This is a genomic window from Allokutzneria albata, from assembly GCF_900103775.1.
Classification (GTDB): Bacteria; Actinomycetota; Actinomycetes; order Mycobacteriales; family Pseudonocardiaceae; genus Allokutzneria; species Allokutzneria albata.
This window is the reverse complement of sequence record NZ_LT629701.1, coordinates 3538139-3563487: the sequence shown is the minus strand read 5'-3', so window position 1 is coordinate 3563487 and position 25349 is coordinate 3538139. Positions and strand designations below refer to the sequence as shown.

20 protein-coding genes and 1 pseudogene are annotated in these 25349 nt (G+C 69.2%); 16 read left to right on the top strand and 5 right to left on the bottom strand.

Annotated features, from left to right (window positions below; translation table 11 throughout):
• The first annotated feature begins 72 nt into the window (after window positions 1-72).
• From BLT28_RS16140 to BLT28_RS16125, 4 genes are all read left to right on the top strand, one after another.
• The gene (locus BLT28_RS16140) at window positions 73-1278 is read left to right on the top strand and encodes an NAD(P)/FAD-dependent oxidoreductase (protein ID WP_030431450.1); all 1206 of its coding nucleotides are present in this window, start codon (window positions 73-75) and stop codon (window positions 1276-1278) included.
• Between the two features lie 137 nt (window positions 1279-1415).
• On the top strand, window positions 1416-2144 hold the full coding sequence (locus BLT28_RS16135; protein WP_052407700.1) for a CHAP domain-containing protein: 729 nt from the start codon (window positions 1416-1418) through the stop codon (window positions 2142-2144).
• 157 nt (window positions 2145-2301) lie between these two features.
• On the top strand, window positions 2302-5322 hold the full coding sequence (locus BLT28_RS16130; protein WP_030431448.1) for an AfsR/SARP family transcriptional regulator: 3021 nt from the start codon (window positions 2302-2304) through the stop codon (window positions 5320-5322).
• Window positions 5323-5943: 621 nt separating this feature from the next.
• Window positions 5944-7527, top strand: coding sequence for a S8 family peptidase (locus tag BLT28_RS16125; RefSeq protein WP_081900536.1), 1584 nt, complete (start codon window positions 5944-5946; stop codon window positions 7525-7527).
• Here BLT28_RS16125 and BLT28_RS16120 read toward each other — a convergent pair.
• Window positions 7524-8156, bottom strand: a complete 633-nt coding sequence (locus BLT28_RS16120; RefSeq protein WP_052407699.1) for a TetR/AcrR family transcriptional regulator — start codon at window positions 8154-8156, stop codon at window positions 7524-7526. The genes BLT28_RS16125 and BLT28_RS16120 overlap by 4 nt on opposite strands.
• Window positions 8157-8240: 84 nt before the next feature.
• Here BLT28_RS16120 and BLT28_RS16115 point away from each other — a divergent pair, with 84 nt between their 5' ends.
• The 3 genes and pseudogenes from BLT28_RS16115 (at window position 8241) to BLT28_RS42870 (ending at window position 10871) form a co-directional block, all read left to right on the top strand.
• Entirely contained in the window at window positions 8241-9347 is a 1107-nt protein-coding gene (locus BLT28_RS16115) for a nucleotide disphospho-sugar-binding domain-containing protein (protein ID WP_030431445.1), read from the top strand.
• A gap of 298 nt (window positions 9348-9645) precedes the next feature.
• A pseudogene (locus BLT28_RS16110) lies at window positions 9646-10602 on the top strand (DUF222 domain-containing protein); the annotation flags it as partial.
• Window positions 10500-10871, top strand: a complete 372-nt coding sequence (locus BLT28_RS42870) for an HNH endonuclease signature motif containing protein (protein WP_156051300.1) — start codon at window positions 10500-10502, stop codon at window positions 10869-10871. The pseudogene BLT28_RS16110 and the gene BLT28_RS42870, both read left to right, overlap by 103 nt.
• 48 nt (window positions 10872-10919) lie before the next feature.
• Here BLT28_RS42870 and BLT28_RS16100 read toward each other — a convergent pair whose 3' ends face one another.
• From BLT28_RS16100 to BLT28_RS16085, 4 genes are all read right to left on the bottom strand, one after another.
• Window positions 10920-12272 carry a Gfo/Idh/MocA family protein gene (locus BLT28_RS16100; protein WP_030431443.1) on the bottom strand — a complete coding sequence of 451 codons (1353 nt, stop codon included), beginning with the start codon at window positions 12270-12272 and terminating at the stop codon, window positions 10920-10922.
• 111 nt (window positions 12273-12383) lie between these two features.
• Window positions 12384-13268, bottom strand: a complete 885-nt coding sequence (locus BLT28_RS16095; protein WP_043812794.1) for a 1-phosphofructokinase family hexose kinase — start codon at window positions 13266-13268, stop codon at window positions 12384-12386.
• Complete coding sequence (locus BLT28_RS16090) at window positions 13265-14104, bottom strand: class II fructose-bisphosphate aldolase (RefSeq protein ID WP_030431441.1); 840 nt, start codon at window positions 14102-14104, stop codon at window positions 13265-13267. The genes BLT28_RS16095 and BLT28_RS16090 overlap by 4 nt, the downstream gene beginning before the upstream one ends.
• A gap of 1 nt (window position 14105) precedes the next feature.
• Window positions 14106-14993 carry an SIS domain-containing protein gene (locus tag BLT28_RS16085; protein ID WP_030431440.1) on the bottom strand — a complete coding sequence of 296 codons (888 nt, stop codon included), beginning with the start codon at window positions 14991-14993 and terminating at the stop codon, window positions 14106-14108.
• Between the two features lie 112 nt (window positions 14994-15105).
• Here BLT28_RS16085 and BLT28_RS16080 point away from each other — a divergent pair, with 112 nt between their 5' ends.
• The 9 genes from BLT28_RS16080 to BLT28_RS16040 all read left to right on the top strand — a co-directional run bounded on the left by BLT28_RS16080 (window position 15106) and on the right by BLT28_RS16040 (window position 25282).
• Window positions 15106-15891, top strand: a complete 786-nt coding sequence (locus BLT28_RS16080; protein WP_030431439.1) for a DeoR/GlpR family DNA-binding transcription regulator — start codon at window positions 15106-15108, stop codon at window positions 15889-15891.
• 101 nt (window positions 15892-15992) lie between these two features.
• Window positions 15993-17285: an ABC transporter substrate-binding protein gene (locus tag BLT28_RS16075; RefSeq protein WP_030431438.1), complete on the top strand. Its 1293-nt coding sequence runs from the start codon at window positions 15993-15995 to the stop codon at window positions 17283-17285.
• The gene (locus BLT28_RS16070) at window positions 17285-18229 is read left to right on the top strand and encodes a carbohydrate ABC transporter permease (protein ID WP_052407698.1); all 945 of its coding nucleotides are present in this window, start codon (window positions 17285-17287) and stop codon (window positions 18227-18229) included. Before BLT28_RS16075 ends, BLT28_RS16070 begins: the two co-directional genes overlap by 1 nt.
• Entirely contained in the window at window positions 18229-19044 is an 816-nt protein-coding gene (locus BLT28_RS16065; protein ID WP_030431436.1) for a carbohydrate ABC transporter permease, read from the top strand. The genes BLT28_RS16070 and BLT28_RS16065 overlap by 1 nt, the downstream gene beginning before the upstream one ends.
• A 29-nt stretch (window positions 19045-19073) precedes the next feature.
• Entirely contained in the window at window positions 19074-20744 is a 1671-nt protein-coding gene (locus BLT28_RS16060) for a DUF5107 domain-containing protein (RefSeq protein WP_063766643.1), read from the top strand.
• A 123-nt stretch (window positions 20745-20867) separates the two neighbouring features.
• The gene (locus BLT28_RS16055) at window positions 20868-22142 is read left to right on the top strand and encodes an extracellular solute-binding protein (protein ID WP_030431434.1); all 1275 of its coding nucleotides are present in this window, start codon (window positions 20868-20870) and stop codon (window positions 22140-22142) included.
• Window positions 22142-23047 carry a carbohydrate ABC transporter permease gene (locus tag BLT28_RS16050; RefSeq protein ID WP_030431433.1) on the top strand — a complete coding sequence of 302 codons (906 nt, stop codon included), beginning with the start codon at window positions 22142-22144 and terminating at the stop codon, window positions 23045-23047. Before BLT28_RS16055 ends, BLT28_RS16050 begins: the two co-directional genes overlap by 1 nt.
• The gene (locus BLT28_RS16045) at window positions 23044-23862 is read left to right on the top strand and encodes a carbohydrate ABC transporter permease (RefSeq protein WP_030431432.1); all 819 of its coding nucleotides are present in this window, start codon (window positions 23044-23046) and stop codon (window positions 23860-23862) included. Before BLT28_RS16050 ends, BLT28_RS16045 begins: the two co-directional genes overlap by 4 nt.
• Before the next feature lie 10 nt (window positions 23863-23872).
• Entirely contained in the window at window positions 23873-25282 is a 1410-nt protein-coding gene (locus BLT28_RS16040) for a GH1 family beta-glucosidase (protein ID WP_052407697.1), read from the top strand.
• The last annotated feature ends 67 nt before the right edge of the window (window positions 25283-25349 follow it).

The following is a 25349-nucleotide window of genomic DNA, read 5'->3' as shown; positions in this document are numbered from 1 at the left end:
CGTCACCCTGACAGGTAGGTGTTCGCGTGCATAGTTGATCGTTTGATCGTTGGCGCTGCATGGTGTTCACCCATGGGTGGCGATCGAATCTTCGTGGTGGTGGGGGCGGGGCTCGCGGGCGCGAAGGCCGTCGAGACCCTGCGTGCCGAGGGCTTCGATGGCAGGCTCGTGCTGCTCGGCGAGGAGGACCGGCGGCCCTACGAGCGACCGTCGCTGTCCAAGGAGTTCCTGCGCGGCGCGGCGGCGTCCTGGGTGCACCCGGCGGGGTTCTACGCCGACAACGACATCGAGCTGCGCGTCGGCGAGCGCGTCGCGGCGCTGGACCGGGAGAACCGCGAGGTCGTGCTGGTCACCGGTGAGCGCATCCCGTTCGACCGGCTGCTGCTGGCCACCGGGGCCACGGCGCGGCCGCTCGCGGTGCCTGGCGCGAACCGGCCGAACGTGCACTACCTGCGCACCATGGCCGACGCGGAGGCGCTGCGCTCGGCGATGGACGGCGCGGAGCGGATCGCGGTGATCGGCGGCGGCTGGATCGGCACGGAGGTCGCGGCGTCCGTGCGGCGGCTCGGCCGGTCGGTGTCCCTCGTCGAACGGCGCAACAGTCCACTGCAGACGGTCCTCGGCGTGCGGATGGGCGAGGTCTTCCGCGATCTGCACGCGGAGAACGGCGTGGACATGCACATGGGCGTCACGGTCACCGAGATCGTGGACGACGGGGTGCGCACCGACCACGGGCTGGTCGAGGCCGATCTGGTGGTCGTCGGGGCCGGTGTGCGCCCGCGGGTGGAGCTGGCCAGGGCTGCCGGACTGTCCATTGAGGACGGTATCGTGGTGAACGAGTACCTCGAAACCTCCTCGCCCGGGATCTACGCGGCCGGCGACGTCGCGACGGTCCGGCATCCGTTGCTGGGCAGGAAGGTCCGGGTGGAGCACTGGGCGAACGCGCTCGGCCAGGGACCGATGGCCGCGCGGAACATGCTGGGCCACCACGAGGTCCACGCCGAGGTGCCGTTCTTCTTCTCCGACCAGTACGACCTGGGCATGGAGTTCCGCGGGGTGGCCCGGCCGAGCGACGAGCTGGTGGTCCGCGGTGACGTGGCCGCGCGGGAGTTCATCGCGTTCTGGCTCTCCGGCGGGCGGGTGATGGCGGCGATGAACGTCAACGTCTGGGACGCGGGGGAGCTGCTGGACACCCTCATCGCCCAGCGCGCCGAGGTCTCCGGCGACCTGCTCCGCTCCGCGTCGCTGCCGTCCCTCGTCCGCTCCCTCGCCCTCTAGCACTTGCGGGTTTACCGCGCCTTGGGTCTGGCTTAGGAGCGGCGGCGCACGGTGGAGTGGTCGCGGGGAGACCCCCGCGGCGGTGCTCCAGCGGCAACCCCCTGCCGCCGCTGGGCACCAGACGAGGGGATGCAGCCATGGAGAACTTCGTTTTCCGGCGTCTCATTCGCGGTGTCGCGGTCGCCGGCCTGAGCACGGCGGTCGCCGTCAGCTCGGTGTCCGCGCCCGCGATCGCCGCACCGTTCGACCCCGGCGCCGTCGCACCTGCGGTGCTGGAAGTGCTCGACGAGCACGGCGCTCCGCTCGCGGGCGAGGAACTGCGCCAGTTCATGGCCGAGGAGGAGGAGCGGATCAGAAGTACAGAGGACGACGCCGCTGTGCCCATGCTCGACCCCGCAAGCGGGTCTTCGGACGACACGAATGCCGACGACGCCAACGCCATGGCGTTGAAGGACAAGATCGTCAGCATCGCCAACGCCGAGAAGGGCAACGGCGAGAAGCCGAACGGCAGCAACTGCACCAAGTACTCCAAGATGTGCGTGGCGTGGTGCGCGCTGTTCTCCACCTGGGTCTGGCGCAAGGCCGGGGTGAGCATTCCCCAGTACGCCTTCACCGGCGACGTTTACAAGTGGGGCAAGCGCCACGGCAAGTCCTACGGCAAGGCCAACCTGAAGAAGGCCACCAAGGGTGATGTCCTGCTGTTCGGCACCGGCCCGTCCAGCCCGAGCACGAGCACCCACATCGGAATCGTGAAATCGGTTTCCGGAAGTTCGGTGACGATGATCGAGGGGAACTCGCAGAACAAGGTTCGCCAGGTCAAGCGCACCCTGAGCAGCCGCACCTTCTACGGCGGCAGCCACCCCTGACGGAGGCGCCGAACCGCCGGGTGGGGGCCGGTGCCGCCACCCGGCATTTCGGCCTTGGATATCAAGTTTTCTGGTGGCGGCTGCGACAGTCGGACGCAGACATGTGCGCTGGGACCACCAACAATTGGCCATTGACCGTCCGAGACGGAGGGCCACGGTGGACTTTCGCATTCTCGGCCCGGTTGAGGTCTGGGAGGCGGGGTCGCGCCTGGACCCGCCGCCGCCGAAGTCCCGCCAGATCCTGGCGATGCTGCTGCTCGACGCCGGCCGGATCACCCCGGCGGAGCGGCTGATCGACGCGGTCTGGGGCGACGAGCCGCCGCCGCACGTGCGCAAGGCGCTCCAGGTGCACATCTCCCACCTGCGCCAGCTGCTGCCGTCGATCTCGCTGCGCTACAGCCCGCCCGGTTACCTGCTCGCGGTCCGGCCCGAGCAGGTCGACCTGCACGTGTTCCGGGCCCGGGTGGCCGAGGCGATGCAGGAGCCCGATCCCGGGCGGGCGAGCGAGCTGCTGCGCGACGCGCTGGCGCTGTGGCGCGGTCGCGCGCTCGCCGACGTCGGCTCGGACTGGATGCGCGAGCGGTTCTTCCCCGGGCTCGAAGAGGAGCGGCTGGCCGCGATCGAGGCGCGCATCGACGCCGACCTCACCCTGGGCAGGCACGCGGAGCTGGCGACGGAACTGCCGATGCTGGTCGCGGACAACCCGTTGCGGGAACGCCTGCGCGGTCAGCTGATGACCGCGCTCTACCGCTGCGGACGCCGTGCCGAGGCCCTGCGCGTGTTCCAGGAGGCCCGGCGCGCGGTCACCGAGGAACTGGGCATCGAGCCCGGACCTGATCTCCAGCGGCTGCACCTGGACATCCTGGAAGGCCGCCCGGGCGCCACCGGTTTCAGCGGTGAGGCGGCAGGCGGGCGGGACCAGGCCAGCCGCAACTACCTGCCGCGGGACGTGCACGACTTCACCGGACGCGAGCACGAGCTGCGACGGCTGACCGAATCCGATGTGGACACCGCGGCGACATCCCGGGCACTGCGCGTGTGGTGGCTGGACGGGCCGACCGGGGTCGGCAAGACGGCGCTGGCGATCCGCGCCGCGCACCGCCTCGCCGACCGCTACCCGGACGGTCAGCTCTTCGTCGAGCTGCACGGGCAATCCGCCGACCACAGCCCCGCCGCGCCGGAGGCGGCACTGGACGCGTTGCTGCGGGCGCTGCGCGTGCCGAGCGAACGAATCCCCGAGGGACTGCGGGAACGCGCCGCCCTGTGGCGGGCCGAGCTGGCCGGGCGGCGGGTGCTGGTGGTGCTCGACGACGCGGCGGGCGAGGCGCAGGTGCGGCCGCTGCTGCCGGGCGACGCGGGGTGCCTGGTGATCGTGACCAGCGGCCAGCGGTTGTCCGGGATCGAAGGCGCCACACGGGTTCCGCTCGACGTGCTGCCACCCGAGGACGCGCGCACCCTGTTCTCCCGCATCCTCGGCGACGACCGCGCCAAGGCCGAACCCGACGCGGTGACCGAGGTCGTCGAGCTGTGCGGGTACCTGCCGCTGGCGATCCGGATCACCGGCGGCAAGCTCGCGGCGCGCCCGCACTGGCCGGTGTCGCGGCTGCTGCGCAGGTTGCGCGACGAACGCCAGCGGCTGGACGAGCTCTCCGTCGGCGACCTCGCGGTGCGCACCGGCCTCGCCGTCACCTACCTCGGCCTGGACGAGCAGAGCAGGCGCGCGTACCGGTTGCTCGGTGCGCTGGGCTACGCCAACCTGCCCGGCTGGCTGGCCTCGCCGTTGCTGGACCTGCCGGAGGAGGAGGCCGAGGACGTCTTCGAGCAGCTGGTCGACGCGCAGCTGGTCGAGGTGATCAGCAAACCGAGCGAGCCACCGCGCTACCGCGTGCACGACCTGGTCCGCATCCACGCCCGCGAGCGCGCCGAGCTGGAGGACACCGAGGAGGTGCGCGGGGACGCCGTGCACCGCGCGGTCTGCGCACTTCTGTCCACAGTGGAATCTCTGGTGGAGAACCTCCCGCCCGCAGTGCCCCGGCTCTGCCAGACGGAGCTGAGCTCCTTGCCCTCCAAGCGAAATCGGACCCCGGAGACCGACAGCTGGTTCCAGCAGGAGGAGACCGCGCTGATCACCGCGGTGGAGCGGGCCGCGGAGCTGGGCCTCGCGGAGTCCGCCGCCGGCCTCGCCGAGGCATTGGTGCACGCGTGGTTCGCCGTGCGCAACCGCTACGACGGCTGGGAGCGGACGCACGTCGCCGCGTTGACCGCGGTGCGCGGGGCCGGACTGCGGCACGCAGAGGCCGCGCTCGAATGCAGCCTCGGTCAGATGTACTACAAGCGCGACAACTTCGAGACCGCGCGAGAGCACTTCCGCACGGCGCTCACGCTCTTCACCGAGGCCGGTGACGCGCGCGGGGAAGCTGTGGCGCTCAACGGGATCGGCATGGTCTACCGCGAGTTCGGCGAGCACTCCGCCGCGTTGCCCGCGCTCAACCGCGCGCGCCGGATGCTCGCGGACCAGGGGGATGAGGAGGGCGTCGCGCACGCGCTCTACGGCATCGGCTACTCCTACCGAGAGCTGGGCGAGGACCAGGCGGCGCTGCGCGCGCTCGACCAGGCCGCGGAGATGTACCGGGTCGTCGGCAACGAGCGCGGTGAAGCCTTGGCACTGCGCGGAATCGGGCTCGTGCACCGCGCGGCCGACGACCTGGCGGCCGCGGAGGAGTACTGCGAGTGCTCGCACCGCATCGTCGTCTCCGTCGACGACGACCTGCTGGTCCGCTACACCGCGCAGGCGTTGGCGAAGGTCCGCATCCGCCGGGGCAAGGCCGACGAGGCGGAGCCGATGCTGCTGGAGTGCCTACGCGGGTGCCGAGAGCTCCACGACACCTTCGGCGTCGCGCTCGCCAGGCGAACCCTCGGCGAGTGCTACATCGCCATGGGCGAGCCAGAGCGCGCGCTGGCGTACCTCGGGCAGGCACTGACGGACTGGGACGCCATCCGGCTGCCGGTGTGGCGGGCCCGCACGCTGCGCGACGTCGGCGCCGCGCACGCGCTCACCGGCGACGCCGACAGCGTCGAGCGCGCGTGGTCGGAGGCCGCCGGGGAGTTCCGGCGGCTGGGCACCAGGGAGGCCGCCGAGGTGGCTAGCTGGCCGTTGCGGTGGCCCCGCCGCCGCTAGCGCCGCCATTCGAGTTCCGCCAGCGTTACGACGATCGGGGGGATTTTCCCCGGCCGAGCCACCCCGGGATGCGTGAGTTCCGTCCAGGGAGCAGTGTGGAACATGCTATGACCGGTTTCACGCGCGCTGTGGGCTGTTCGTGTCACGGCCGCCGCGGGCCGAAGGTGTGGCGCGGGAGTATTCGCCCAGGTAAGAACGTCTGTATGCGATCTTGCCTCCGGCTACAGCGCTGTGAGCTGCGACTTTGCCTATGCGGCGATTCGGCCTAGCCGGCCCGACGTCCGGCGTGGGCGGCTCGGGGTAGCCCTGGGGCACCCGTTGGCCTATCGACTGGCCGTTTATCGTGCGATAAAGTCGCCGAACTTCGTCTGCTTTTCTTTTCGGTGGAATTCGCCGAGGTTTTACTTATGGCGCCGTCAAGCCGTTGAAATCAGCGTCTGTACGAAGTCGGTGAACCCCGCCTAACATCGATCTTACGTTCGCGCGGACGTTTGAGATCAGTACTCCGTTTCCTTGACCCCAGCGGCAGAAACCCCTGCCGTGGGGAGGACGTGCGCTTTTCCTTGCCCGGCTCCCGCATCGACGGGCGCCGGACGTGCATGGAGGAGAGAGGACCGCGATATGACTCGTATGCACAGGACCAGGTCGCGGCTTGCCGCGGCCTCGGTGCTCGGTGCCACCCTGGCGATGAGCCTGGTGGCCCTGGGTTCCACCGCGACCGCCGCACCGGCTGAGGGCGCCGTGCGCAACGCCGGTGGAGCCGATGCCGTAGCCAACAGCTACATCGTGGTGCTCAAGGACAAGGTGCGGACGGCGGCAGCCGTCTCCGCCGAGGCCGGGGCGCTCGCGCAGCAGTACCAGGGCAAGGTCGGACTGGTCTACGCGACCGCGCTCCAGGGCTTCTCCGTGGAGATGACCGAGGCACAGGCCAAGAAGCTGGCCGCCAACCCCGACGTCGACTACGTCGAGCAGAACAAGACCGTGCGCATCTCCGGCACGCAACCCAACCCCACGTGGGGCCTGGACCGGATCGACCAGCGCGACCTCCCGCTGGACAAGTCCTACACCTACCCGTCCTCGGCGGGCGTGACCGCGTACATCATCGACACCGGTGTCCGCCAGACGCACCAGGACTTCGGTGGCCGCGCCCGGTCGGGCCGCGACTTCATCGACAACGACGACAACACCGACGACTGCCAGGGCCACGGCACGCACGTGGCGGGCACCGTCGCCGGTTCCGCCTACGGCGTCGCCAAGGACGCCAAGGTCGTCGGCGTCCGCGTGCTGAACTGCCAGGGCTCCGGCACCTGGGCGCAGGTCATCGCCGGTGTCGACTGGACCGCCGCGAACGCGGTCAAGCCGGCCGTCGCGAACATGAGCCTCGGTGGCGGCGCGAACGACGCGCTGGACACCGCGATCAAGAACGCGATCGCCAAGGGCATCACCTTCGCCATCGCGGCGGGCAACGGTGACATCTTCGGTCGTCCGCAGGACGCGTGCACGGTCTCCCCGGCCCGCACCCCCGAGGCGATCACCGTCGGCGCGACGCAGAACACCGACGCGTCCGCCTCGTTCTCCAACTTCGGTACCTGCCTTGACATCTGGGCGCCCGGCGTCGGCATCACCTCGGCGTGGAAGGACAGCGACACCGCGACCAACACCATCAGCGGCACCTCGATGGCGACGCCGCACGTCGCCGGTGGCGCCGCACTGGTGCTCGCGGCGAACCCGACCTTCACCCCGGCTCAGGTGCGCGACAAGCTGGTCGCCGACGCCACCAACGGCAAGGTGACCAACCCGGGCGCGGGTTCGCCGAACAAGCTGCTCTTCGTCGGTGGCGGCGGCACCACTCCTCCGCCCACCTGTGACGCGGTGACCAGCGGCGGCGCCGTCGCCATCGGTGACCTGAAGACGGTGGAGAGCCCCGTGGTCGTCGCCCGCTGCGACGGCAACGCCACCACCGTGAAGGCCGAGGTCAAGATCACCCACACCTACCGGGGTGACCTGGTGATCGACCTGATCGCGCCGGACGGCGCGGCCTTCCGCGTGAAGAACTCCAGCGCCTACGACAGCGCCGACAACGTCAACGAGACCTACACGGTCAACGTCGGCGGCAAGGTGAAGAACGGGACCTGGAAGCTGCGGGTGCAGGACGTGGCCCGCGGTGACTCGGGCTCGATCGACACCTGGACGCTGCGCTTCTAGTTGATCCAGCCAGTCGGGGTGGTACCGGTTCGCCGGTGCCACCCCTTCTGCATGACCAGGGGCAGCACGACCTCGTCGGTGATCTGCTCGATCACCTCGTCCGGGACGGGCGCGCCGTACTGGAGGAAGTGCAGCTGCAGCAAGGAAGGACCGGTCAGCACCACTCGCGGCGTGAGCACGTCGGGGTCGATTTCGCCCCGCCGCACCGCTTTGCCGAGGATCGCGCGCATCATCCGCTCCCGGTTCCCCGTTGTGCGTGAGCGCAGTTCCCTGCCCAGCTCGGGGTGGTGCAGCGTCTCCGCCATCAGTCCCCGCGCCGCCGCTCCCAGCGGCCCGTCGAACCGATCGGCGATCATCCGCAGCAGCGCGAGCACATCGCGCCGGAGATCTCCGGTGTCGGGCAGCTCCTCGTCCGCGGGCAGCGCGTGCCCCGCGGCCGCCGCGACCAGGTCCGCCCTGCTCGGCCACCGCCGGTACAACGACGCCTTGCTGGTCCGCGCGCGTTCGGCGACCCGTTCCATGGTCAGGTTCGCGTAGCCCGACTCCGCCAGCTCCGCGAGCGTCGCCTCGAAGATCGCGTGCAGCAACGTGGCACCCCGCCGGCGCGGCCCGCTCCGATGGTCGGTCATGGCCCCCGTTTCGTCCTTGTGGTGTGCGGAGTGTAGATCCTATCGTTAGAGAACGCTGCGTTCTCTAACGATAGGGGGGTTGGCATGAGGGTGCTGTTCGTGTCCTCGCCGGGGGTCGGACACGTGTTCCCGATGGTTCCGCTGGCCTGGGCGTTCCGCGCCGCCGGGCACGAGGTTCTGGTCGCGACTTCCGGTGAGGCGCTCGCGGTCGCGGGCGCGGGACTGCCCGTCGTCGACATCGCTCCGGGGCTCAACCGCGCCGAGGTCATGGCCCGGCTCCGCCGCGAACGCCCGGACATCGTGCAGGCGATGCTCACCGCCGAGGTGCGCGACCTCAACGAGATCGTCGAGGCGATGGCGGAGATCGCCCCCGTCCTGTTCGACGGCGCGCTCGCTGTCGCGAGGGAGTGGCGGCCGGATCTCGTCGTGCAGTCGCAGGGGCAGTCCGTCGGCCTGCTCGTCGCCGGAGTGCTTGGTATTCCCCTGGTAGAACACAACTTCGGCATCATCCGTGCCACGGGCACCCAGGAGTCGGTGTACTCGCGACTGGCCTCGACGTTCGACAGCTACGGCTTCGCCATGCCCACCTCGCGCGAGTGGATCGACGTCGCTCCGCCCAGCATGGGCGCCGCGCCGGTCGGCCTGTCGATGCGCTACATCCCCTACAACGGTGGGGCTGTGCTGCCTTCGTGGTTGCGTTCGGTGCCGGAGCGCCCGCGCGTCGCGGTCACCCTCGGCACTGTGGCCCCGGGGATGACAGGTATCGGGCCTGTTGGGCAAATCATCAGCTGTGCCAAGGAGATCGACGCGGAGTTCGTGCTCGCACTCGGCGATGTGGACCTCGGTGGGTTCGGTCCGTTGCCGGAGAATGTGAGGGCGGCGGGTTGGGTGCCGTTGAACGCGTTGCTGCCGAGTTGCGCCGCGATCGTGCACCACGGCGGGGCGGGAAGCACCATGGCGGCGCTCGACGCCGGGGTGCCGCAGTTGGTGTTGCCTTCGGGGGCTGATCGGTATGTCAATGCGGATGCTGTGGTGCGGCGCGGGGTTGGGGTCCGAGCCGTCGACGTGGACGCTTCTGTGTTGAGGGCGGTGGTGGGCGGGGGGTTTCGGGCGGTTGCTGTTGAGGTTCGGGAGGAGATGCGGGCCATGCGTGCGCCTGCGGGGGTTGTTGCTGTGCTGGCTGGTTCTTGAGGGGGCGGGGCTTCCGGCTTGCGTGGGCTGGGCTTCCGGCTTGGGGACGGCTGGGCTTCCAGCGTGTGGCGCTGGACTTCCAGCGTGGGTCGGCTTGACCTGGGGCCCCTTGCGCGTGCCCGTGGGCCTTTCAGAGGCACGGGATGAAACTCCGGCCCTCGCGACGAGCGTATGGCACGCGCACCCCAGGTAAAGCCGACCGTTCCAGCGGCGGCCCGCTTTTCCTTGCGTAGCAACGGATTAGACACTGTCAGACTCGCGGCTATAATCGAGATATCCACAGGGGAGGGGGTGAATCATGTTGGATACCAGAGCAATCCGGGACGCACTGACGGGCCAACTGTCGGCGAATGACAGTTACCGGCTGTCTGGGCCTGATCATGTGGAGTTCCTGCAGGAGCTGGAGCGGATCGGGAATCTGTTGACGGCGGTGAAGATCGATGCCGCTCGGCAGGCCGAGGAACGAGGGCTGCACACCCGGCACGGGTGTAAGGATCTGTCGATTCTGTTGCGGACCAAACTCACCCTCAACCAGGCCGAAGCGAAACGCCGTGCCCGGCTCGCGCATGAGCTGCCGTCGTTGCCGCACACCCAGGACGCGGTGTACAGCGGGGCGATTAGTGGTGAGCATGCGGTGGTGATCTCGGATGCGGTCAAGCGGCTTCCCACCGAGTTTGTGTCGCGGGCGGATCGGGCGTTGGCGGAGGTGGCTCCGCGGTTGACCCCGCGGGAGGTGATGCAGGTCGGCAAACGCATCCGGGCTCATGTTGATCCGGATGGGGTGTTCCGGGATGAGCAGGACGGGATCGCGAAACGGGCGTGGCGGATGGCCACCGACCAGGACGGATGCCTGCACATCAACGCGGTCATCGACCCGCTCAATGGAGCGAAGATCAAAGCGTTCCTGCTCGCCCTGTCCAAACCCAAGACCGTCAACGGGGAGAAAGACCCCCGCACGGCGGAGCAGCGGGTGGCGGATGCGTTTATCGAAGCCATGACCACCGCCATGACCGCGGACGATTCCCCGGCGCATGGCGGGTCGAAGGTGCAGTTGATCGTGACGATGTTCCTCAACGACCTCGCCACCAACACCGGCAGCGGGCAAACCCAGGACGGTGACCCGATCAGCGCTGGACTGATGCGCCAGACCGCCTGCGATGCCGGGATCATCCCGATCGTGCTCGGCGGGGACAGCGAACCCCTCGACCACGGCAGGGAACGACGCCTCGCCTCACCCGCCCAACGCAGGGCCCTGGCCATACGCGACAAGGATGCGCGTTCCCGGGCTGTGATCGGCCCCCGTCATGGACGGAAGCCCACCACGTACGGCACTGGATCGACGGAGGACCGACCGACCTGAGCAACCTGATCTTGTTGTGTGTGCACCACCATCACGTTATGCACGAAGGAGACTGGCAGATCATCTTCGAGCAGGGGATACCCAGCTTCATCCCACCACGATGGGTCGACCCGGACCAGAAACCGGTGCGGAACATCCGAGTGGATCTTCAGCTGAAGCTTTAGCGGGAGTCCGCGAAAGGCCCTTCGGCATGCGAAGGGCCCGACACGGAATCAGGGCTTGGGAGAGTCCAGGCCGGGACGCGACTCACGCCAGCGACCGCGCGTGAAGTCAGGGAACGGCATGGGCATTCCGTCGCGCTTCAACGACTCCGCGCTCAACGCGACCGGAGCGCTCCACGCTGCGGAGTCGTAGACGTCGATATCGGGGACCAAACCGAGTCGGATGGTCTGGATGGTGCGGTAGAGCATCAGGTAGTCCATGCCGCCGTGCCCGCCAGGGCCGGGGCCGATGTCCTTCCACAGCCAGTGGTCGTAGGACGTGTAGTCGGCGAACGAACCCCACTTGTGACCGCTGGACTTGGGCTCCAGGTAGATCCTGGCGGGATAGTCCTCGAAGACGCCCTTGGTGCCCGCGAGCTGGTTGAGGCGGCTGTACGGGTACGGGTTGGACACGTTGTGCTGCAGGCGGATGAGGCGACCCTTCTCGGTCTGGATCATGCTCATCGTGGTGTCGCCCTTGACGTAGCGCTCGCGCCACGACGGGTCACCCGGATCCTCGTGCGACTTGCGGTAGTCGGCGAGACCCAGGGCGGCGGTGGCCATGGAGGTGATCCGAACCATCCGGTCGCCGCGGTTGATGCCCATGTAGCCGGCGATCGGGCCGAGGCCGTGAGTGGGGTAGTGGTCGGCGTTCAGCTTGGTGTGCCAGGCGCGACGCCACTCGTTGGCGTAGTAGGTGTCGGAGAACAGCAGCTCGCGCAGGTCATGGATGTAGGCACCGGCGCCGTGCAGCAGCTCGCCGAACAAACCGGCGTTGGCCATCCGCAGCACGCGCAGCTCGTTCTGGCCGTAGCAGCAGTTCTCCAGCTGGATGCAGTGCCTCCGCGTGCGCTCGGAGGTGTCGACCAGCTCCCACAGCTCGGAAATCGTGACGGCCAGCGGGCATTCGACGCCGACGTGCTTGCCGTTGCGCATGGACGAGACGGCCATGGGCACGTGCCACTCCCACGGGGTGGCCACGTAGACGAAGTCGACATCGTCGCGGCGCAGCAGGTTCTCGTAGTCGCGGTCGGTCTTGCCGTAGCGCGCGGGATCGGGCTGGCCGGCGGCGCGCACGACCTTCACGGCGTTCTCGACGGTCTCGGGGCGCGTGTCGCAGACGGCGGTGATCTTGACGCCGGGGACCGCGAGGAACAGCGGGAGCATGCCCGCGCCGCGGTTGCCCAAACCGATGATGCCGATCCGTACGGTCTGCCTCGGCTCGAACGGAACCCCGATCATGGTGCGCCCCTGGGGTTTCGGCCACGAGTCGGCTGCGGCCTCGGCGCTGCCGAGCGCCGCGAGGCCGAGGCCCGCCGCGGTCCCGCCGAGCACCGACCGCCTGGACACCCCGTGCTGTTCCATCGCAACTCCTGAGTGAAGATGAGCGGAATGAGCATCTTTCGAGCAGATTTGCACACGCGCTGGCGTGATCGCCAGGGGCTGTTGGACGGAATCGGTAAATATTTTCGCGCCCTAGAGCGCTTTCCTGGCCGGAGGCAGGTTTGCGCGAAGCTGCGCGTAGGCGTTCGTGTCAAAGCCGCCCGCCACCGGATGGAGCACGGCGGCGGCCGAAAGGGCGACAGCCTCGCGGAGGAGCGCGGGCCAGGCGGCGCCCGTGTGCAGCCCGGCCGCGATGCCCGCGACACACGCATCGCCTGCGCCCGTCGGGTTTCCGGCCAGTTTGCCGGGCGGGGCGAGCTGCCACGACTCGCGCTCCGTCACGGCCAGCAGCCCGTCGGGGCCGAGCGTTGCGACCACGGCCCGCGCACCGTCTCGCAGCAGTGTGGAAGCCCCGGCTTGCGGGGACTCGAGCCCTGTCACCTCGCGGAGCTCGTCGGCGTTGGGCTTGACCACGTCGGGGTGGGCGGCGAGGGCATGGCGGAGTGCGGCGCCGGACGTGTCCACGATCGTCGGGCAGTCCACTGTGGACACGAGCTGGGCGTAGCCGTCCGGAGGAACGCCCGGTGGCATGCTCCCGGAGAGCGCGACCACGGTCGCGTCCTGAGCAAGGGAGCGGAAGTGGTCGACGAACGCCAGCCACTCCGCCGCGCTCACCTCGGGGCCCGGTTCGTTGAACAGGGTCGCCTCGCCTTCCGCCACGACTGTGACCGTGCGCCGTGACTCGCCACTGATCGAAGCGAAGGAGTGCGGGACAGTGAGGTCGGAGAGCACCGCACTGCTGGCCAATCCTGTTGCCAGAACTGGATGGCCGAGTGCGTGCAGCACCCTTGCGACGTTGATCCCCTTGCCTCCGGCGCGCTGCGAGACGCCGAGAACCCGGTGTGTGGCGCCGGGAACCAGCGACTCGACGGTGTAGGTGACGTCCAGCGCCGCGTTGAGGGTGACCGTGAGGATCACGGAGCCGCGCCGAGCACGCCCAGCAGCTTCTCGGCTTCCACTGCGACCGCGTCCCGTCCCGCGGCGAAGTACTTCCGAGTGTCCACAGCGGAGGGATTGGCCGCCAGGTAGGAGCGGACCGCGGCGGTGAACGCCTTGTTGAGGTGGGTGGCGATGTTGACCTTTGTCATGCCGTGCTCCACCGCGGTGGTCAGGTCCTGTTCCGGCACACCGGAAGACCCGTGCAGCACAAGGGGAACGGGCACTGCTTCGCGTAAGCGCGAGATCAGCTCGAAGTCCAGCGAAGCGTCCCTGGTGAGCATCGCGTGCGAGCTGCCGACCGCGACGGCGAGCGCGTCCACCCCGGTCAGCGCCACGAACGCACGCGCTTCGTCGGGATCGGTGCGCGCGCCCGGGGCGTGCACGCCGTCCTTGCCGCCGACCTCGCCCAGCTCAGCTTCCACGAAGACGCCGTGCTCGTGGCAGAAGTTCACCACCTCTGCGGTCGCTGCCACGTTGTCCTCGTAGTCGAGGGCGGAGGCGTCGAACATGACGCTGGAGAAGCCGAGCGCGACCGCCTCCCGAACGAGCGACGGTTCTTCGGCGTGGTCGAGGTGCACCGCGACCGGGACGCTCGCCCGCCGCGCCAGTGCGAGGGTCGCTGTGCCGATCGGCTCCAGAGCGCCGTGGTAGCGCACGCAGTTCTGGCTGATCTGGAGGATCACGGGGGCGCGGGCGCGTTCGGCGCCGGCGATCAGCGCCTCGGCGTGTTCGAGCTGGATGACGTTGAACGCGCCGACTCCGCGTCCGGCTCGGGCCGCGGGCGCGACGATCGGGCCGGTGGGCGAGAGGGGCATCTCAGCTCGCCGCCTTCTGGTCCAGGATGACCGAGCGGGTCAGGTGGCGCGGGTTGTCCGGGTCCAGCCCGCGTGCCCGGGCGATGGCGACGGCCAGCCGCTGGACCTTGATCAGCTCGGCCATCGGGTCGCCGTCCGCGGTGAGGAACAGCCCGCCCGTCGCGGCGACGTCGTCGGCCAGTCCGGCGGGTGCTTCGCCGAGCATCCACGCGACGCGCTTCGGTCCGGTGATGCTGATCGGGCCGTGCCGGTATTCCATCGCCGGGTACGCCTCGGTCCACGCGCCCGCGGCCTCGCGCATCTTGAGCCCGGCCTCCTGGGCGAGCCCGCAGGTCCAGCCGCGCCCGAGGAAGGTGAACTGCTCCGCCTCCAGCAGTTCCGAGGTCAACGGGAACTCCAGCGCGCGTTCGGCGTCGGTGGCGGCGGCGTCCAGCGACTTGCCGAGGCTGGCGCGCAGCAGGGCCAGGGCCGTTGTGGCGAAACGGGTCTGCACGACCGAGCGTTCGTCGGCGAAGTCGAGCACCACGACGGAGTCGGCCAGCTTCATGACCGGTGTCGACGGGTCCGCGGTGATCGCCACCGTCGGCGTCGTGACACGGCTGAGCAGGTCGAGCACTTCGGTCGTGGTGCCGGACCTGGTGATCGCCACGACGCGGTCGTAGTCGCGGCCGAGCGGGAACTCCGACGCCGCGAACGCGTCGGTGAGCCCGTGCCCGGCCTGTTCGCGCAGGACGGCGTAAGCCTGGGCGATGAACCACGAGGTGCCGCAGCCGACGACCGCGACCCGTTCGGTGCGCGCGGGCAGGTCCCCGGTGAACAGCTGGGTGGCGCGGCGCCAGCAGTCGGGCTGGCTGGCGATCTCGGACACGACGAAGGGCTGCTCGACCACGTGCGGCCTCCGGGCGCTATGCGCATTAGTGCGCGAAACTCGGTCTAATCAAGCACCATAGTGCACGACCGGGCGACTAGCGTCGAGAGCGGAATGCGCGATCATGTCCCGCGTGAACCGGTATGAGCGGCTGAACGCCCTGCTCGAACTGCTCGCCGAGCGCGGGCGGATCGAGGTCGACGAGATCGCGGAGGAGCTGTCCGCCTCCGCCGCCACCATCCGCCGCGACCTGGACCACCTGGCCGGCCAGCAGCTGCTGACCAGGACCCGGGGCGGTGCCGTCGCGCACGCGGTGTCCTACGACCTGCCGCTGCGCTACAAGTCCGTGCGGCACGCCGACGAGAAGCAGCGCATCGGTGCGCGGGCGGCGGCGCTGGCCAGCCGAGGGTCGGTGGTCGGGCTCAACGGCGGCACGACCGCGACCGAGGTGGCCCGTGCGCTCGCCACTCGCCCGGACCTGCACGAGACCGGCTCCGAGACCGCGTTGACCGTGGTCACCAACGCGCTCAACATCGCCAACGAGCTGGCCGTGCGACCGCAGGTGAAGCTCGTGGTGACCGGCGGCGTGGCGCGTCCGCAGTCCTACGAGCTGATCGGCCCGCTCGGCACGAAGATCCTCGACGAGCTGACCGTCGACGTGACCTTCCTCGGCGTGGACGGGATCGACCCGGTCGCGGGCGCCGCCGCCCACCACGAGGGCGAGGCCAGCATCAACCGGCTGCTCGCGGCGCGGGCGCGCAAGGTCGTCGTGGTGGCCGACTCCTCGAAGATCGGGGCGCGCGCCTTCGCCAGGATCTGCGCGGTCGAGGAGCTGAACGTGCTGGTCACCGACGTGGGCGCGGCCATGGAGGACGTGCGGCGGTTCGAGGAGCGGGGGATCGAGGTCATCCGCGTCTGAGTGCTCGAAGGTGCTCGAAGGGTGTTGACTAGTGCGCGATTCGCCGCGAATATGAGCGAAATTGCGCACTCTTTCGCGCAGTCAACCTCCCGGGAGCGACGATGGCCCTGCGTGCTTCGACATCCCCGCACCGCATACTCGCGGCCCTGGTGACCGGCGCGCTCGCGCTGACCGTCGCCGGGTGCGGCGGTGGCTCCTCGGGAGGCGGGGGCCTGACCTACTGGTCCATGTGGAAGGAGAGCGAACCGCAGGCCAAGGTGCTGGCCGACGCTGTGCGCGCCTTCGAGGCCGAGACCGGCGTGAAGGTCACCGTGCAGTGGCAGGGCCGCGAGGTGCTGAAGAAGGTCACCCCGGCGCTGCGCGGCGGTGACGTGCCGGACCTGGTGGACCAGGAGGAGAACCCGATCCGGGCCACGCTCGTCCAGGCCGACGCGTTCCGCGACCTCAGCGGGGTCTTCGCGGCCGAGGTCCCGGGCAGCGGGAAGAAGGTCTCGCAGGTCGTCTCGGACAAATACCTCGGCACGCTGAAGAAGGACGGCAAGCCGTTCCTGGTGCCGTACGAGGTGATCGGTCACGGCCTGTGGTTCGACGGCGCCGCGCACCCGGGAGTCGCGGCGAGCCCGCCGAAGACGTGGCAGGACTTCACCGCGCTGCTGGCCAAGAGCAAGGCCGAAGGGCGGAGCCCGATCGCGCTCGACGGTGACATCCCTTACTACAACGCGTATTGGACGGTCGGCGCGTTGCAGAACGCGCTCGGCCCGGGCCGGGTCGCCGAGCTGGCGAAGGACCCGACGGGCAAGGCGTGGGACACCCCCGAGGTGCGCGCGGTGCTCGGGTCGGTGCGCGACCTGTCGCGGCAGGGCTACTTCGCCCCGGGTTTCGACGGCAGCAAATGGCCTGCCGTGCAAGAGAAGTGGGCGCAGGGGCAGGCTGATTTCCTGTTGATGGGCAGCTGGGCGCCGAGCGAGACCGGGGCCAAGGCCAAGGCCGGCTTCAGCTACCAGTTCCTGCCGTTGCCCGGAGCCCGGCAGAGCATCCCGGTCGGCTCGCTCGGGTTCACCATTCCCAAGCGCGCCAAGAACCCCGAGGCCGCCGAGCGCTTCATCGCGTACTTCCTGAAGGACCAGCACCTCGGCCGGATCGCCACCGAGGCGAAGAACCTGACGCCGAACCCCGCCCTGCCCGCGCCGCCGGAGCTGGCCGGGCTGGCCAAGGCCACCGCGGAGCTGCCGGTCTCGCGCCCGCTGGACGGGCTGGAGTCGGACTACCCCGGCTACGTCGACGAGGTGTTCTACCCCGCCAACGACCTGCTGGTGAAGGGGAAGTCCGAGGTGGACGGTTTCCTGGCCCAGCTGGCCGAGCGGCAGGCCAACTACTGGAAGAAGCACCGCTAGTGGCCGTCACGGCGATCCCGGTGGCCCGGCCGCGCCGGGCCGTGGCGGGCGGCGGCGCGCTGGCCCGTCGGCGGCGCAGGACGTTCTGGCCGTTCCTGCTGCCCGCCCTCGTGATCTACCTGGTGTTCTTCATCGGCCCGGCGGTCGCGTCGGTGTGGATCAGCTTCCACAAGTGGGACGGCGTCGGGGAGATGGAGTCCCGCGGACTGCAGAACTACGAGATCCTGTTCAGCGACGACACGTTCCTGGCGGCGTTCGGCAACACGCTGCTGATTCTCTTCGTCGTCGGCGCGGCCACGTTCGCGGTGAGCTTCGGGCTGACGATGGTGCTGCGGGACATGCGCGGCAAGCGGTTCGTGCGCGCGGTGCTGTTCTTCCCGTACATCATCTCGCCGCTGGTGCTGTCGGTGCTGTGGGGCTTCCTGTTCCGCACGCCCGAGGGCTTGGTGAACTCCGCGTGGGCGGCGCTGACCGGCGGCACCGGGGTGAACTGGCTCGGCGACCACCTGTTCGGCGTGATCATGATCGGGTTGATCTGGGTGAACACCGGCTTCTACACCACGGTGATCATGGCGGGCGTCGACCGCATCCCGCCGGACCTCTACGAGGACTGCGCGCTGGCGGGAGCCACGGCGTGGCAGCGGTTCCGGCACGTCACGCTGCCGCTGTCGTGGGACGTGGTGGCCACCGCGGCGGTGATCTGGACGATCTCCTCGCTGAAGATCTTCGAGTTCATCTACGCGTTCGGCGGCAACACCAACGACATGCCGACGGTGACCGTGTGGAACAGCGCGCTGTTCGTGTACGGGGCGACCTTCGGCGGGCGGACACCGCAGTACCAGTTCGGCTACGCCTCGGCGTCGGCCGTGGTCACCCTCGCGGTGATCACCGTCCTGGTGGTGCTCCTGCGCAGGCTCCTCCGTCGAGAGGCGGTGGCCTTCTGATGCGGCGGTTCGGGATCGGCGCGGTGTGGGCGCTCGTGGCGTTCAACCTCGGGGTGCTCGTGTGGATGGGCGTGTCCGCGTTGCGCGAGCACACGGCGATCTTCGATTCCCCCTGGGGTGTCGAGACGTTCGGGCAGATCGAGAACTTCGTGCGTGCGTGGTCGGAGAGCAACTTCGGGCGTGCCGCGCTGAACACGGTCGCGCTCGTCGTCGCCGCGTCGGTCGTGGTCGTGGTGGTGTCCGCGCCCGCGGCGTACGCGCTGGCGAAGAGCCGCACGAGGCTTTCCGGTGCGATGGCGGTGTTCTTCGCGTTGGGCATCGGGATTCCGGTGCAGGTCATCGTGATCCCGTTGTTCGTGCTCATGCAGGACGCCGGGTTGGTGAACAGCCTGTCCGGGTTGTTCGTCCTCTACGTCGCTTTGTCGTTGCCGTTCACCGTGTTCCTGTTGACCGGGTTCTTCGGGTCACTGCCGGAGGAGGTCGAGGAGGCGGCGGAGATCGACGGCGCTGGTCCGGTGCGGACGTTCGTGCAGATCGTGTTGCCGTTGGCGCGCAACGGTCTCGTGACTGCGTTGCTGCTCAATCTGATCGGCTTGTGGAACGAGACGTTCATCGCGCTGGTGTTCATCCAGGACAGCGAGAAGCAGACGCTGTCGTTGTCGCTTCTCGGGTTCCTCCAGACGCAGCAGTACTCCGGTTCCGACTACGGGGCTCTGCTCGCGGGTGTGTGCATTCTCGTGCTGCCGATGCTCGTGGTGTACGTGTGGCTGGGCAGGCGGATCATCGAGGGGCTGACCGTTGGCGCGGTGAAGTAGTGCTGCGGCGCGGTCGGTTGGATCTCCTGGTGACACCACTGGGGGAGCCGAATCCGCTGCCGCCTCTCGGTGGCCTGCTGGACGCCCCGTACGACATGGGGTTTCCGTACGGTCAAGTCCGCACGATGATGCCGTACCTGATGCAGGACGGTTACGGGCGTTCGGCCGATATGACCGCTGTGGACACTGTCGTGCTGGAGAACTCCAGGCTGCGCGCGACGTTCCTGCCCGGATGGGGTGGGCGGCTCTGGTCCCTGGTGGACAAGGAGACCGAGTCGGAGTTGCTGCACGTTCCGGATGTGCTTCAGCTCGCCAACCTCGCGCTGCGCAACGCGTGGTTCGCGGGTGGGGTCGAGTGGAACATCGGCACCCGCGGGCACAGCCCCACCACGTGCTCGCGGATGTTCGCCGCACGGGTGGGCGAGGACCGGCTGCGCATGTGGGAATGGGAGCGCCTGCGTGGCGTGGTGTTCTCCGTCGACGCATGGCTTCCCGAGGACTCGGCGGCGCTGTTCGTCGGAGTGCGCATTCACAATCCGTCCGCTCAGGACACTCCGATGTACTGGTGGTCGAACGCGGCAGTGCCGGAGACGGCCGACCTCCGCGTGATCGCTCCCGCCAAGCGGGCGTACCGCACGTCCTATGAAGGCTCACTGTCCGAAGTGGACGTGACTGAGGCGGTGCAGCGCCCTGCGCGGTCTCCGGATGCGGCCGACTACTTCTACCTGGCGCAGGAGCCGTGGATCGCCGTCGTCGATGCGAGCGGACGCGGGCTCAAGCAGGTGTCGACGCCGGAACTGAAGGGGCGCAAGCAGTTCTGCTGGGGGAACTCGACCGGCGGGAAGCGATGGCAGCAGTGGCTCGGCGGCGGTCCGTACTGCGAGATCCAAGCGGGGCTCGCGTGCACGCAGTACGAGCACGTTCGGCTGCGCGCCGGAGACACGATTCGGTGGGTTGAGGCGTACGGGCCCGCCGGCATCGAACCGGATCTTGATGTGGCCGCTTTCGACGCGGCGCTGGAGCTGGAGCCTGGGGAGCTCTTCTCGCTCGGCAGCGGGTGGGGTGTGCTTGAAGACCCGCCAACGAGCGGCGTGAGCTTTCCCGAGAGCGCGCTCGGAGTCGAGCAGCAGCCGTGGCTCGAACTGCTGCGGAGCGGCACCTTTCCCGATGGGGAGCCGAACTCCTACGTGCACGGGGCTGAGTGGGAGCGAAGGCTGGCCGCCGCACCGCAGAACTGGGCGACGCACTACCACCGCGGGGTGATCGCGCACGCTGACGGCAGGACCGAGCAAGCGCGACGGCACTACGAGCAGTCCCTCGAACTCCGGCGGACCGCATGGGCACTGCGAGGGCTCGGGCTGCTCGACGGTGACGCGGAGCTGCTGGCCGAGGCGCTGGCAGAGGCTCCCCACGTGTGGCAGCTGGCCGTTGAAGCCGTGGACGCGCGTGCGGGGACGGACGCGCTCGCGCTGCTCGACTCGCTGCGGCCGGAGGTCGCCGCGCACGGGCGGCTGCGGTTGGCGCGGGTGCGCGCCGCGCTCGAAGCCGGACGGCGCGAGGAGGCCGCCGCCTTGCTCAAAGCCGGAATCGAAGTTCCTGACCTGCGGGAAGGCGAGATCAGCCTGGACCGGCTGTGGGCGCGGGCGTGTCCGGGGGAGCCGGTGCCCGCGCACTACGACTTCCGGATGCACGGCGGGTAGCGAAACGGATTCACTTGCGGTTGCCTCTTGACGAGTGACCCGGACCACTGCATCGTGAGAGCGCTCTCGCAACGGTGTCAGTGGGCGGCGACCGGGAACGCGGGGCACGTCGAGGAGGACGGGATGCGCAACAGGACGGTAAGGGTGGCGGTGGCCGCGTGCGCGGCGGCGCTGGTGGGCACGGGGCTCGCCGCGTGCGGCGGGGGATCCGGTTCGGGGCAGACGAGGATCACCATCGCCACCTTCGCCGACTTCGGCTACGAGGACCTGTTCGCCGAGTACGAGAAGGCGCATCCCGGGATCAAGCTGGAGAACCGCAAGCTGGAGTTCGACGCGCACCACTCGCAGCTGGCCACCCAGCTCGCCGGGGGCAAGGGCGCCGCGGACGTGGTCGCGGTCGAGGAGGGCTGGCTGCCGAAGTTCCGCACCTCCAAGGACAAGTTCGTCAACCTGGCCGAGTACGGAGCGAAGGACCTCGCCGGGCAGTGGCTGGACTGGAAGTGGAACCAGGGCGTCACCGACAACGGCTCCTACGTCCTCGGTGTCGGCACCGACGTGGGCAGCCTCGCCGTGTGCTACCGCAAGGACCTCTTCGAGCAGGCCGGGCTGCCCACCGAGCGGTCCGAGGTGAGCAAGCTCTGGCCGAGCTGGGAGGACTACGCCAAGGTCGCCGACCGCTTCGCGGAGAAGAAGCCCGACGTGAAGTTCGTCAGCGCCGCCGAGCAGGTCTTCCTGGCCATGCTCAACCAGGCGGGTGAGGGCTTCTTCGCCAAGGCCGACGACTCCTTCGTCGCCGACACCAATCCCAAGGTGCGCGCGGCCTTCGACCTCTCGGCGGGCCTGGCGGCCAAGGGCCGGACCTCCGGTGTGAAGCCGTTCAGCCAGCAGTGGACGGTCGGGCTCAAGCAGGGCGGCTTCGCCACCGAGGTGTGCCCGGCGTGGGCGCTCGCGCAGATCGCCGAGGGCGCGGGTGAGGGCGCCAAGGGCAAGTGGGACGTGGCCTCGGTGCCCGGCAACGGCGGCAACTGGGGCGGCTCCTTCCTGATGGTTCCCAAGCAGGGCAAGAACATCAAGGAGGCGGCCGAGGTCGCCAAGTGGCTCACCGCTCCGGAGCAGCAGAAGAAGATCTTCGACAAGACCGGCAACCTGCCCAGCCAGCCGTCGGTGCTGCGGGACACCGTCGTGCAGGGCAAGACCAACGAGTACTTCTCCGGCGCGCCGGTCGGCCAGATCTTCGCCGCCTCCGCCGAGAGCCTGAAGCCGAACTACCGCGGCACGCAGGATTCGTTGGTACGGCCCAAGTTCCAGGAGGCGCTGCTCCGCGTCGAGCAGGGCAAGCAGCAGCCGCAGGAGGCGCTCGCCCAGGCACTGAGCCAGTCCCGCGCCGAGCTGAAGTGATGCGCGCTTTCCTTTCCCGGTGGGACATCCGAATCACGCCGTACCTGCTGATCGCACCGTTCTTCCTGGTGTTCGGCGTGTTCGGGTTGTTCCCGCTGCTCTACACCGCGTGGGTGTCACTGCACGACTGGCAGCTGGCGGACGGCAACCAGGGCTTCGTCGGATTGGACAACTACGCGGCGCTGCTCGTGGACCCGTTGTTCTACAACGCGTTGTTCAACACGGTCAGCCTGTTCCTGATCTCCACGGTTCCCCAGCTGCTCGCGGCGCTCGGGCTGGCGGCGCTGCTGGACCGGAGCCTGAAGGCGAAGACGTTGTGGCGCGCGGGAATCCTGCTGCCGAACGTGGTGTCCGTCGTCGCGGTCGCGCTGGTGTTCACCCAGATCTTCGACCGTGACTTCGGCATGGTGAACTGGCTGCTCGGCCTGGTCGGGATCGACCGGATCGACTGGCAGGCGGGGGTGCTCTCCTCGCACGTCGCGGTGAGCGCCATGGTGATGTGGCGGTGGACCGGCTACAACGCGCTGCTCTACCTCGCGGCCATGCAGTCGGTCCCGCGCGAGCAGTACGAGGCGGCCGAGCTGGACGGGGCGTCGCGCTGGCGCGCGTTCTGGTCGATCACCGTGCCGAGCATCCGGCCGACGATCCTCTACACCGTGGTCGTCTCCACCATCGCCGGGCTCCAGCTGTTCGTCGAGCCCGCGCTGTTCGACCCGAAGGGGACGGCGGGCGTCGGCGGCAGCGACCGGCAGTACCAGACGCTGACGATGTACTTGTACGAGAAGGGTTTCCGGGTGTTCGACGCCGGATACGCCTCGGCCATCGCGTGGATGCTGTTCGTGGTCGTGCTGGTGTTCGCCCTGGCCAACTTCATGGTCACCCGGCGTTCGGTGCGTGACTCGTGAAGCGCCCTGGGGTGTTCGTCTACGGCGGGCTCGCCGCGGTGCTGCTTGCGTCGGTGTTCCCGCTCTACTGGTCCTTCGTCATCGCCAGCAAGGACAACTCCGCGCTCGGCGAGGCCACGCCGCCGCTGGTGCCGGGCGGCAACCTGTTCGCCAACATCGCCAGGGTCTTCGACACGGTCGACTTCTGGGCCGCGGTGCAGAACTCGTTGATCGTCGCGGGCTCGGTGACGGTGTCCAACGTGCTGCTCTCGTCGTTGGCGGGCTTCGCTTTCGCGCGCTTGCGCTTCCGCGGTCGCAACACGCTCTTCCTCGTGGTCGTCGGCACCGCGATGGTCCCGACGCAGCTCGGCGTCATCCCGCTGTACCTGATGATGGCCGAGCTGGACTGGTACGGGCAGCTGCAGGCGGTGATCTTCCCCGCCCTGGTCAGCGCGCTCGGCGTGTTCCTGATGCGCCAGGCCTGCGAGGAGTCCGTGCCGCCGGAGCTGGTCGAGGCGGCGCGGATGGACGGCTGCTCGGTGCTGGGCACGTTCTGGCACGTCGGCCTGCCCGCGATCCGGCCGCAGGCCGCGGTGCTGGCGATGCTGACGTTCATGACCGCGTGGAACGACTTCTTCTGGCCGCTGATCGTGCTGGACCCCAACGACAGCCCGACCGTGCAGGTCGCGGTGTCCACGTTGGCCAGCGGCCACTTCACCGACTACGCGCTGATGCTGGCGGGCACCTCGATCGGGGTGCTGCCGGTCATCGCGCTGTTCCTCCTGCTCGCGCGGCAGGTGGTCGGCGGGATCATGCAGGGTGCGGTAAAGGGATGAGGGGATCATCATGACCACGACCGATCCGGTCCGGGTGGAGACGTCGCAATTACGGTTTCCTCCCGGTTTCCTGTGGGGGAGCGCGACCTCGTCCTACCAGATCGAGGGTGCATCCACAGTGGACGGACGAGGACCGTCCATCTGGGACACCTTCGCGGCCACTCCGGGGAAGGTGGACGGCGGGGACACCGGCGACATCGCCTGCGACCACTACCACCGCTACCCCGAGGACATCGCGCTGATGCGCGAGCTCGGCCTGCCCGCTTACCGGTTCTCCATCGCGTGGCCGCGCGTGCAGCCCACCGGCTCCAGCACGATCAACCGCGCGGGACTGGCCTTCTACGACCGGCTGGTCGACACGCTGCTCGAAGCGGGCATCCAGCCGCTGCCGACGCTCTACCACTGGGACCTGCCGCAAGCCTTGCAGGACAACGGTGGTTGGGCCGTTCGCGACACCGCCGAGCGGTTCGCCGACTACGCCACCGTCGTGCACCAGCACCTCGGCGACCGCGTGGCCGAGTGGACCACGCTGAACGAGCCGTTCTGCTCGGCGTACCTTGGCTACTTCAGCGGTGTGCACGCGCCGGGGGAGACCGACCCGGTTCGGGCGTTGCGCGCGCTGCACCACCTGCTTCTCGGGCACGGGCTCGCCACCCAGGCGATGCGCGCGCAGGCGTCGGCGAACCACAAGTTCTCCTTGGTGCTCAACTTCTCCCCGATGCGCATCGACCACGACGACGACGCCCATCGCGAGGCGCAGCGCAAGGCCGACGGGCTGCAGAACCGGATCTTCCTCGACCCGGTGCTGCGCGGCGAGTACCCCGCGGACGTGCTCGCCGACATCGCGCACCTCGGCGCGCTGGACGCGGTGGTCCGGAAGGGCGACCTGGAGATCATCTCCGCGCCGCTGGACTGGCTGGGCGTGAACTACTACAGCCCGACGCGGGTCGCTCCGGCCGAGCCCGACCACGAGCCGGTGAGCCACCTGCCCGGACTGCGCGGCGTTGAGGTGCTGCCGCCGCGGGGACCACTGACCGGCATCGGGTGGGAGCAGGAGCCCGCCGCGCTGCGGGATCTGTTGGTGTGGCTGAGCGAACAGGCTCCGACACTGCCGCTGCTGGTGACCGAGAACGGCTCGGCGTTCGACGACGTGGTGACAGAGGAGGGGCGCGTGCACGACACCGGCCGCCGCACCTACCTCGTCGAGCACCTGCGCGCCGTGCACGAGGCGGTGAGCGCGGGCGCGAACGTGCGGGGCTACCTGGCGTGGTCGCTGCTGGACAACTTCGAGTGGGCCTTCGGCTACCGCCAGCGCTTCGGCCTGGTGCACGTGGACTTCGAGACGCAGAAGCGCACCCTGAAGGACTCCGCGCGCCTGTTCGCCGAGATCGTCCGCGCCAACGCGGTGCCCTCGCGGTAGCTCGAACGAGTGGGGGGTGCGCTCGAAGCGGTGTTCCGGGGGGTGGGGCGGGGAGAGTGCGCCTAAG

Bases quoted from the DNA above. Each gene is read 5' to 3' on its own strand.
- BLT28_RS16140 (WP_030431450.1), top strand. From the start codon at position 73: ATGGGTGGCGATCGAATCTTCGTGGTGGTGGGGGCGGGGCTCGCGGGC.
- BLT28_RS16135 (WP_052407700.1), top strand. From the start codon at position 1,416: ATGGAGAACTTCGTTTTCCGGCGTCTCATTCGCGGTGTCGCGGTCGCC.
- BLT28_RS16125 (WP_081900536.1), top strand. From the start codon at position 5,944: ATGACTCGTATGCACAGGACCAGGTCGCGGCTTGCCGCGGCCTCGGTG.
- BLT28_RS16120 (WP_052407699.1), bottom strand. From the start codon at position 8,156: ATGACCGACCATCGGAGCGGGCCGCGCCGGCGGGGTGCCACGTTGCTG.
- BLT28_RS16115 (WP_030431445.1), top strand. From the start codon at position 8,241: ATGAGGGTGCTGTTCGTGTCCTCGCCGGGGGTCGGACACGTGTTCCCG.
- BLT28_RS16100 (WP_030431443.1), bottom strand. From the start codon at position 12,272: ATGGAACAGCACGGGGTGTCCAGGCGGTCGGTGCTCGGCGGGACCGCG.
- BLT28_RS16090 (WP_030431441.1), bottom strand. From the start codon at position 14,104: ATGCCCCTCTCGCCCACCGGCCCGATCGTCGCGCCCGCGGCCCGAGCC.
- BLT28_RS16075 (WP_030431438.1), top strand. From the start codon at position 15,993: ATGGCCCTGCGTGCTTCGACATCCCCGCACCGCATACTCGCGGCCCTG.
- BLT28_RS16065 (WP_030431436.1), top strand. From the start codon at position 18,229: ATGCGGCGGTTCGGGATCGGCGCGGTGTGGGCGCTCGTGGCGTTCAAC.
- BLT28_RS16055 (WP_030431434.1), top strand. From the start codon at position 20,868: ATGCGCAACAGGACGGTAAGGGTGGCGGTGGCCGCGTGCGCGGCGGCG.
- BLT28_RS16050 (WP_030431433.1), top strand. From the start codon at position 22,142: ATGCGCGCTTTCCTTTCCCGGTGGGACATCCGAATCACGCCGTACCTG.
- BLT28_RS16040 (WP_052407697.1), top strand. From the start codon at position 23,873: ATGACCACGACCGATCCGGTCCGGGTGGAGACGTCGCAATTACGGTTT.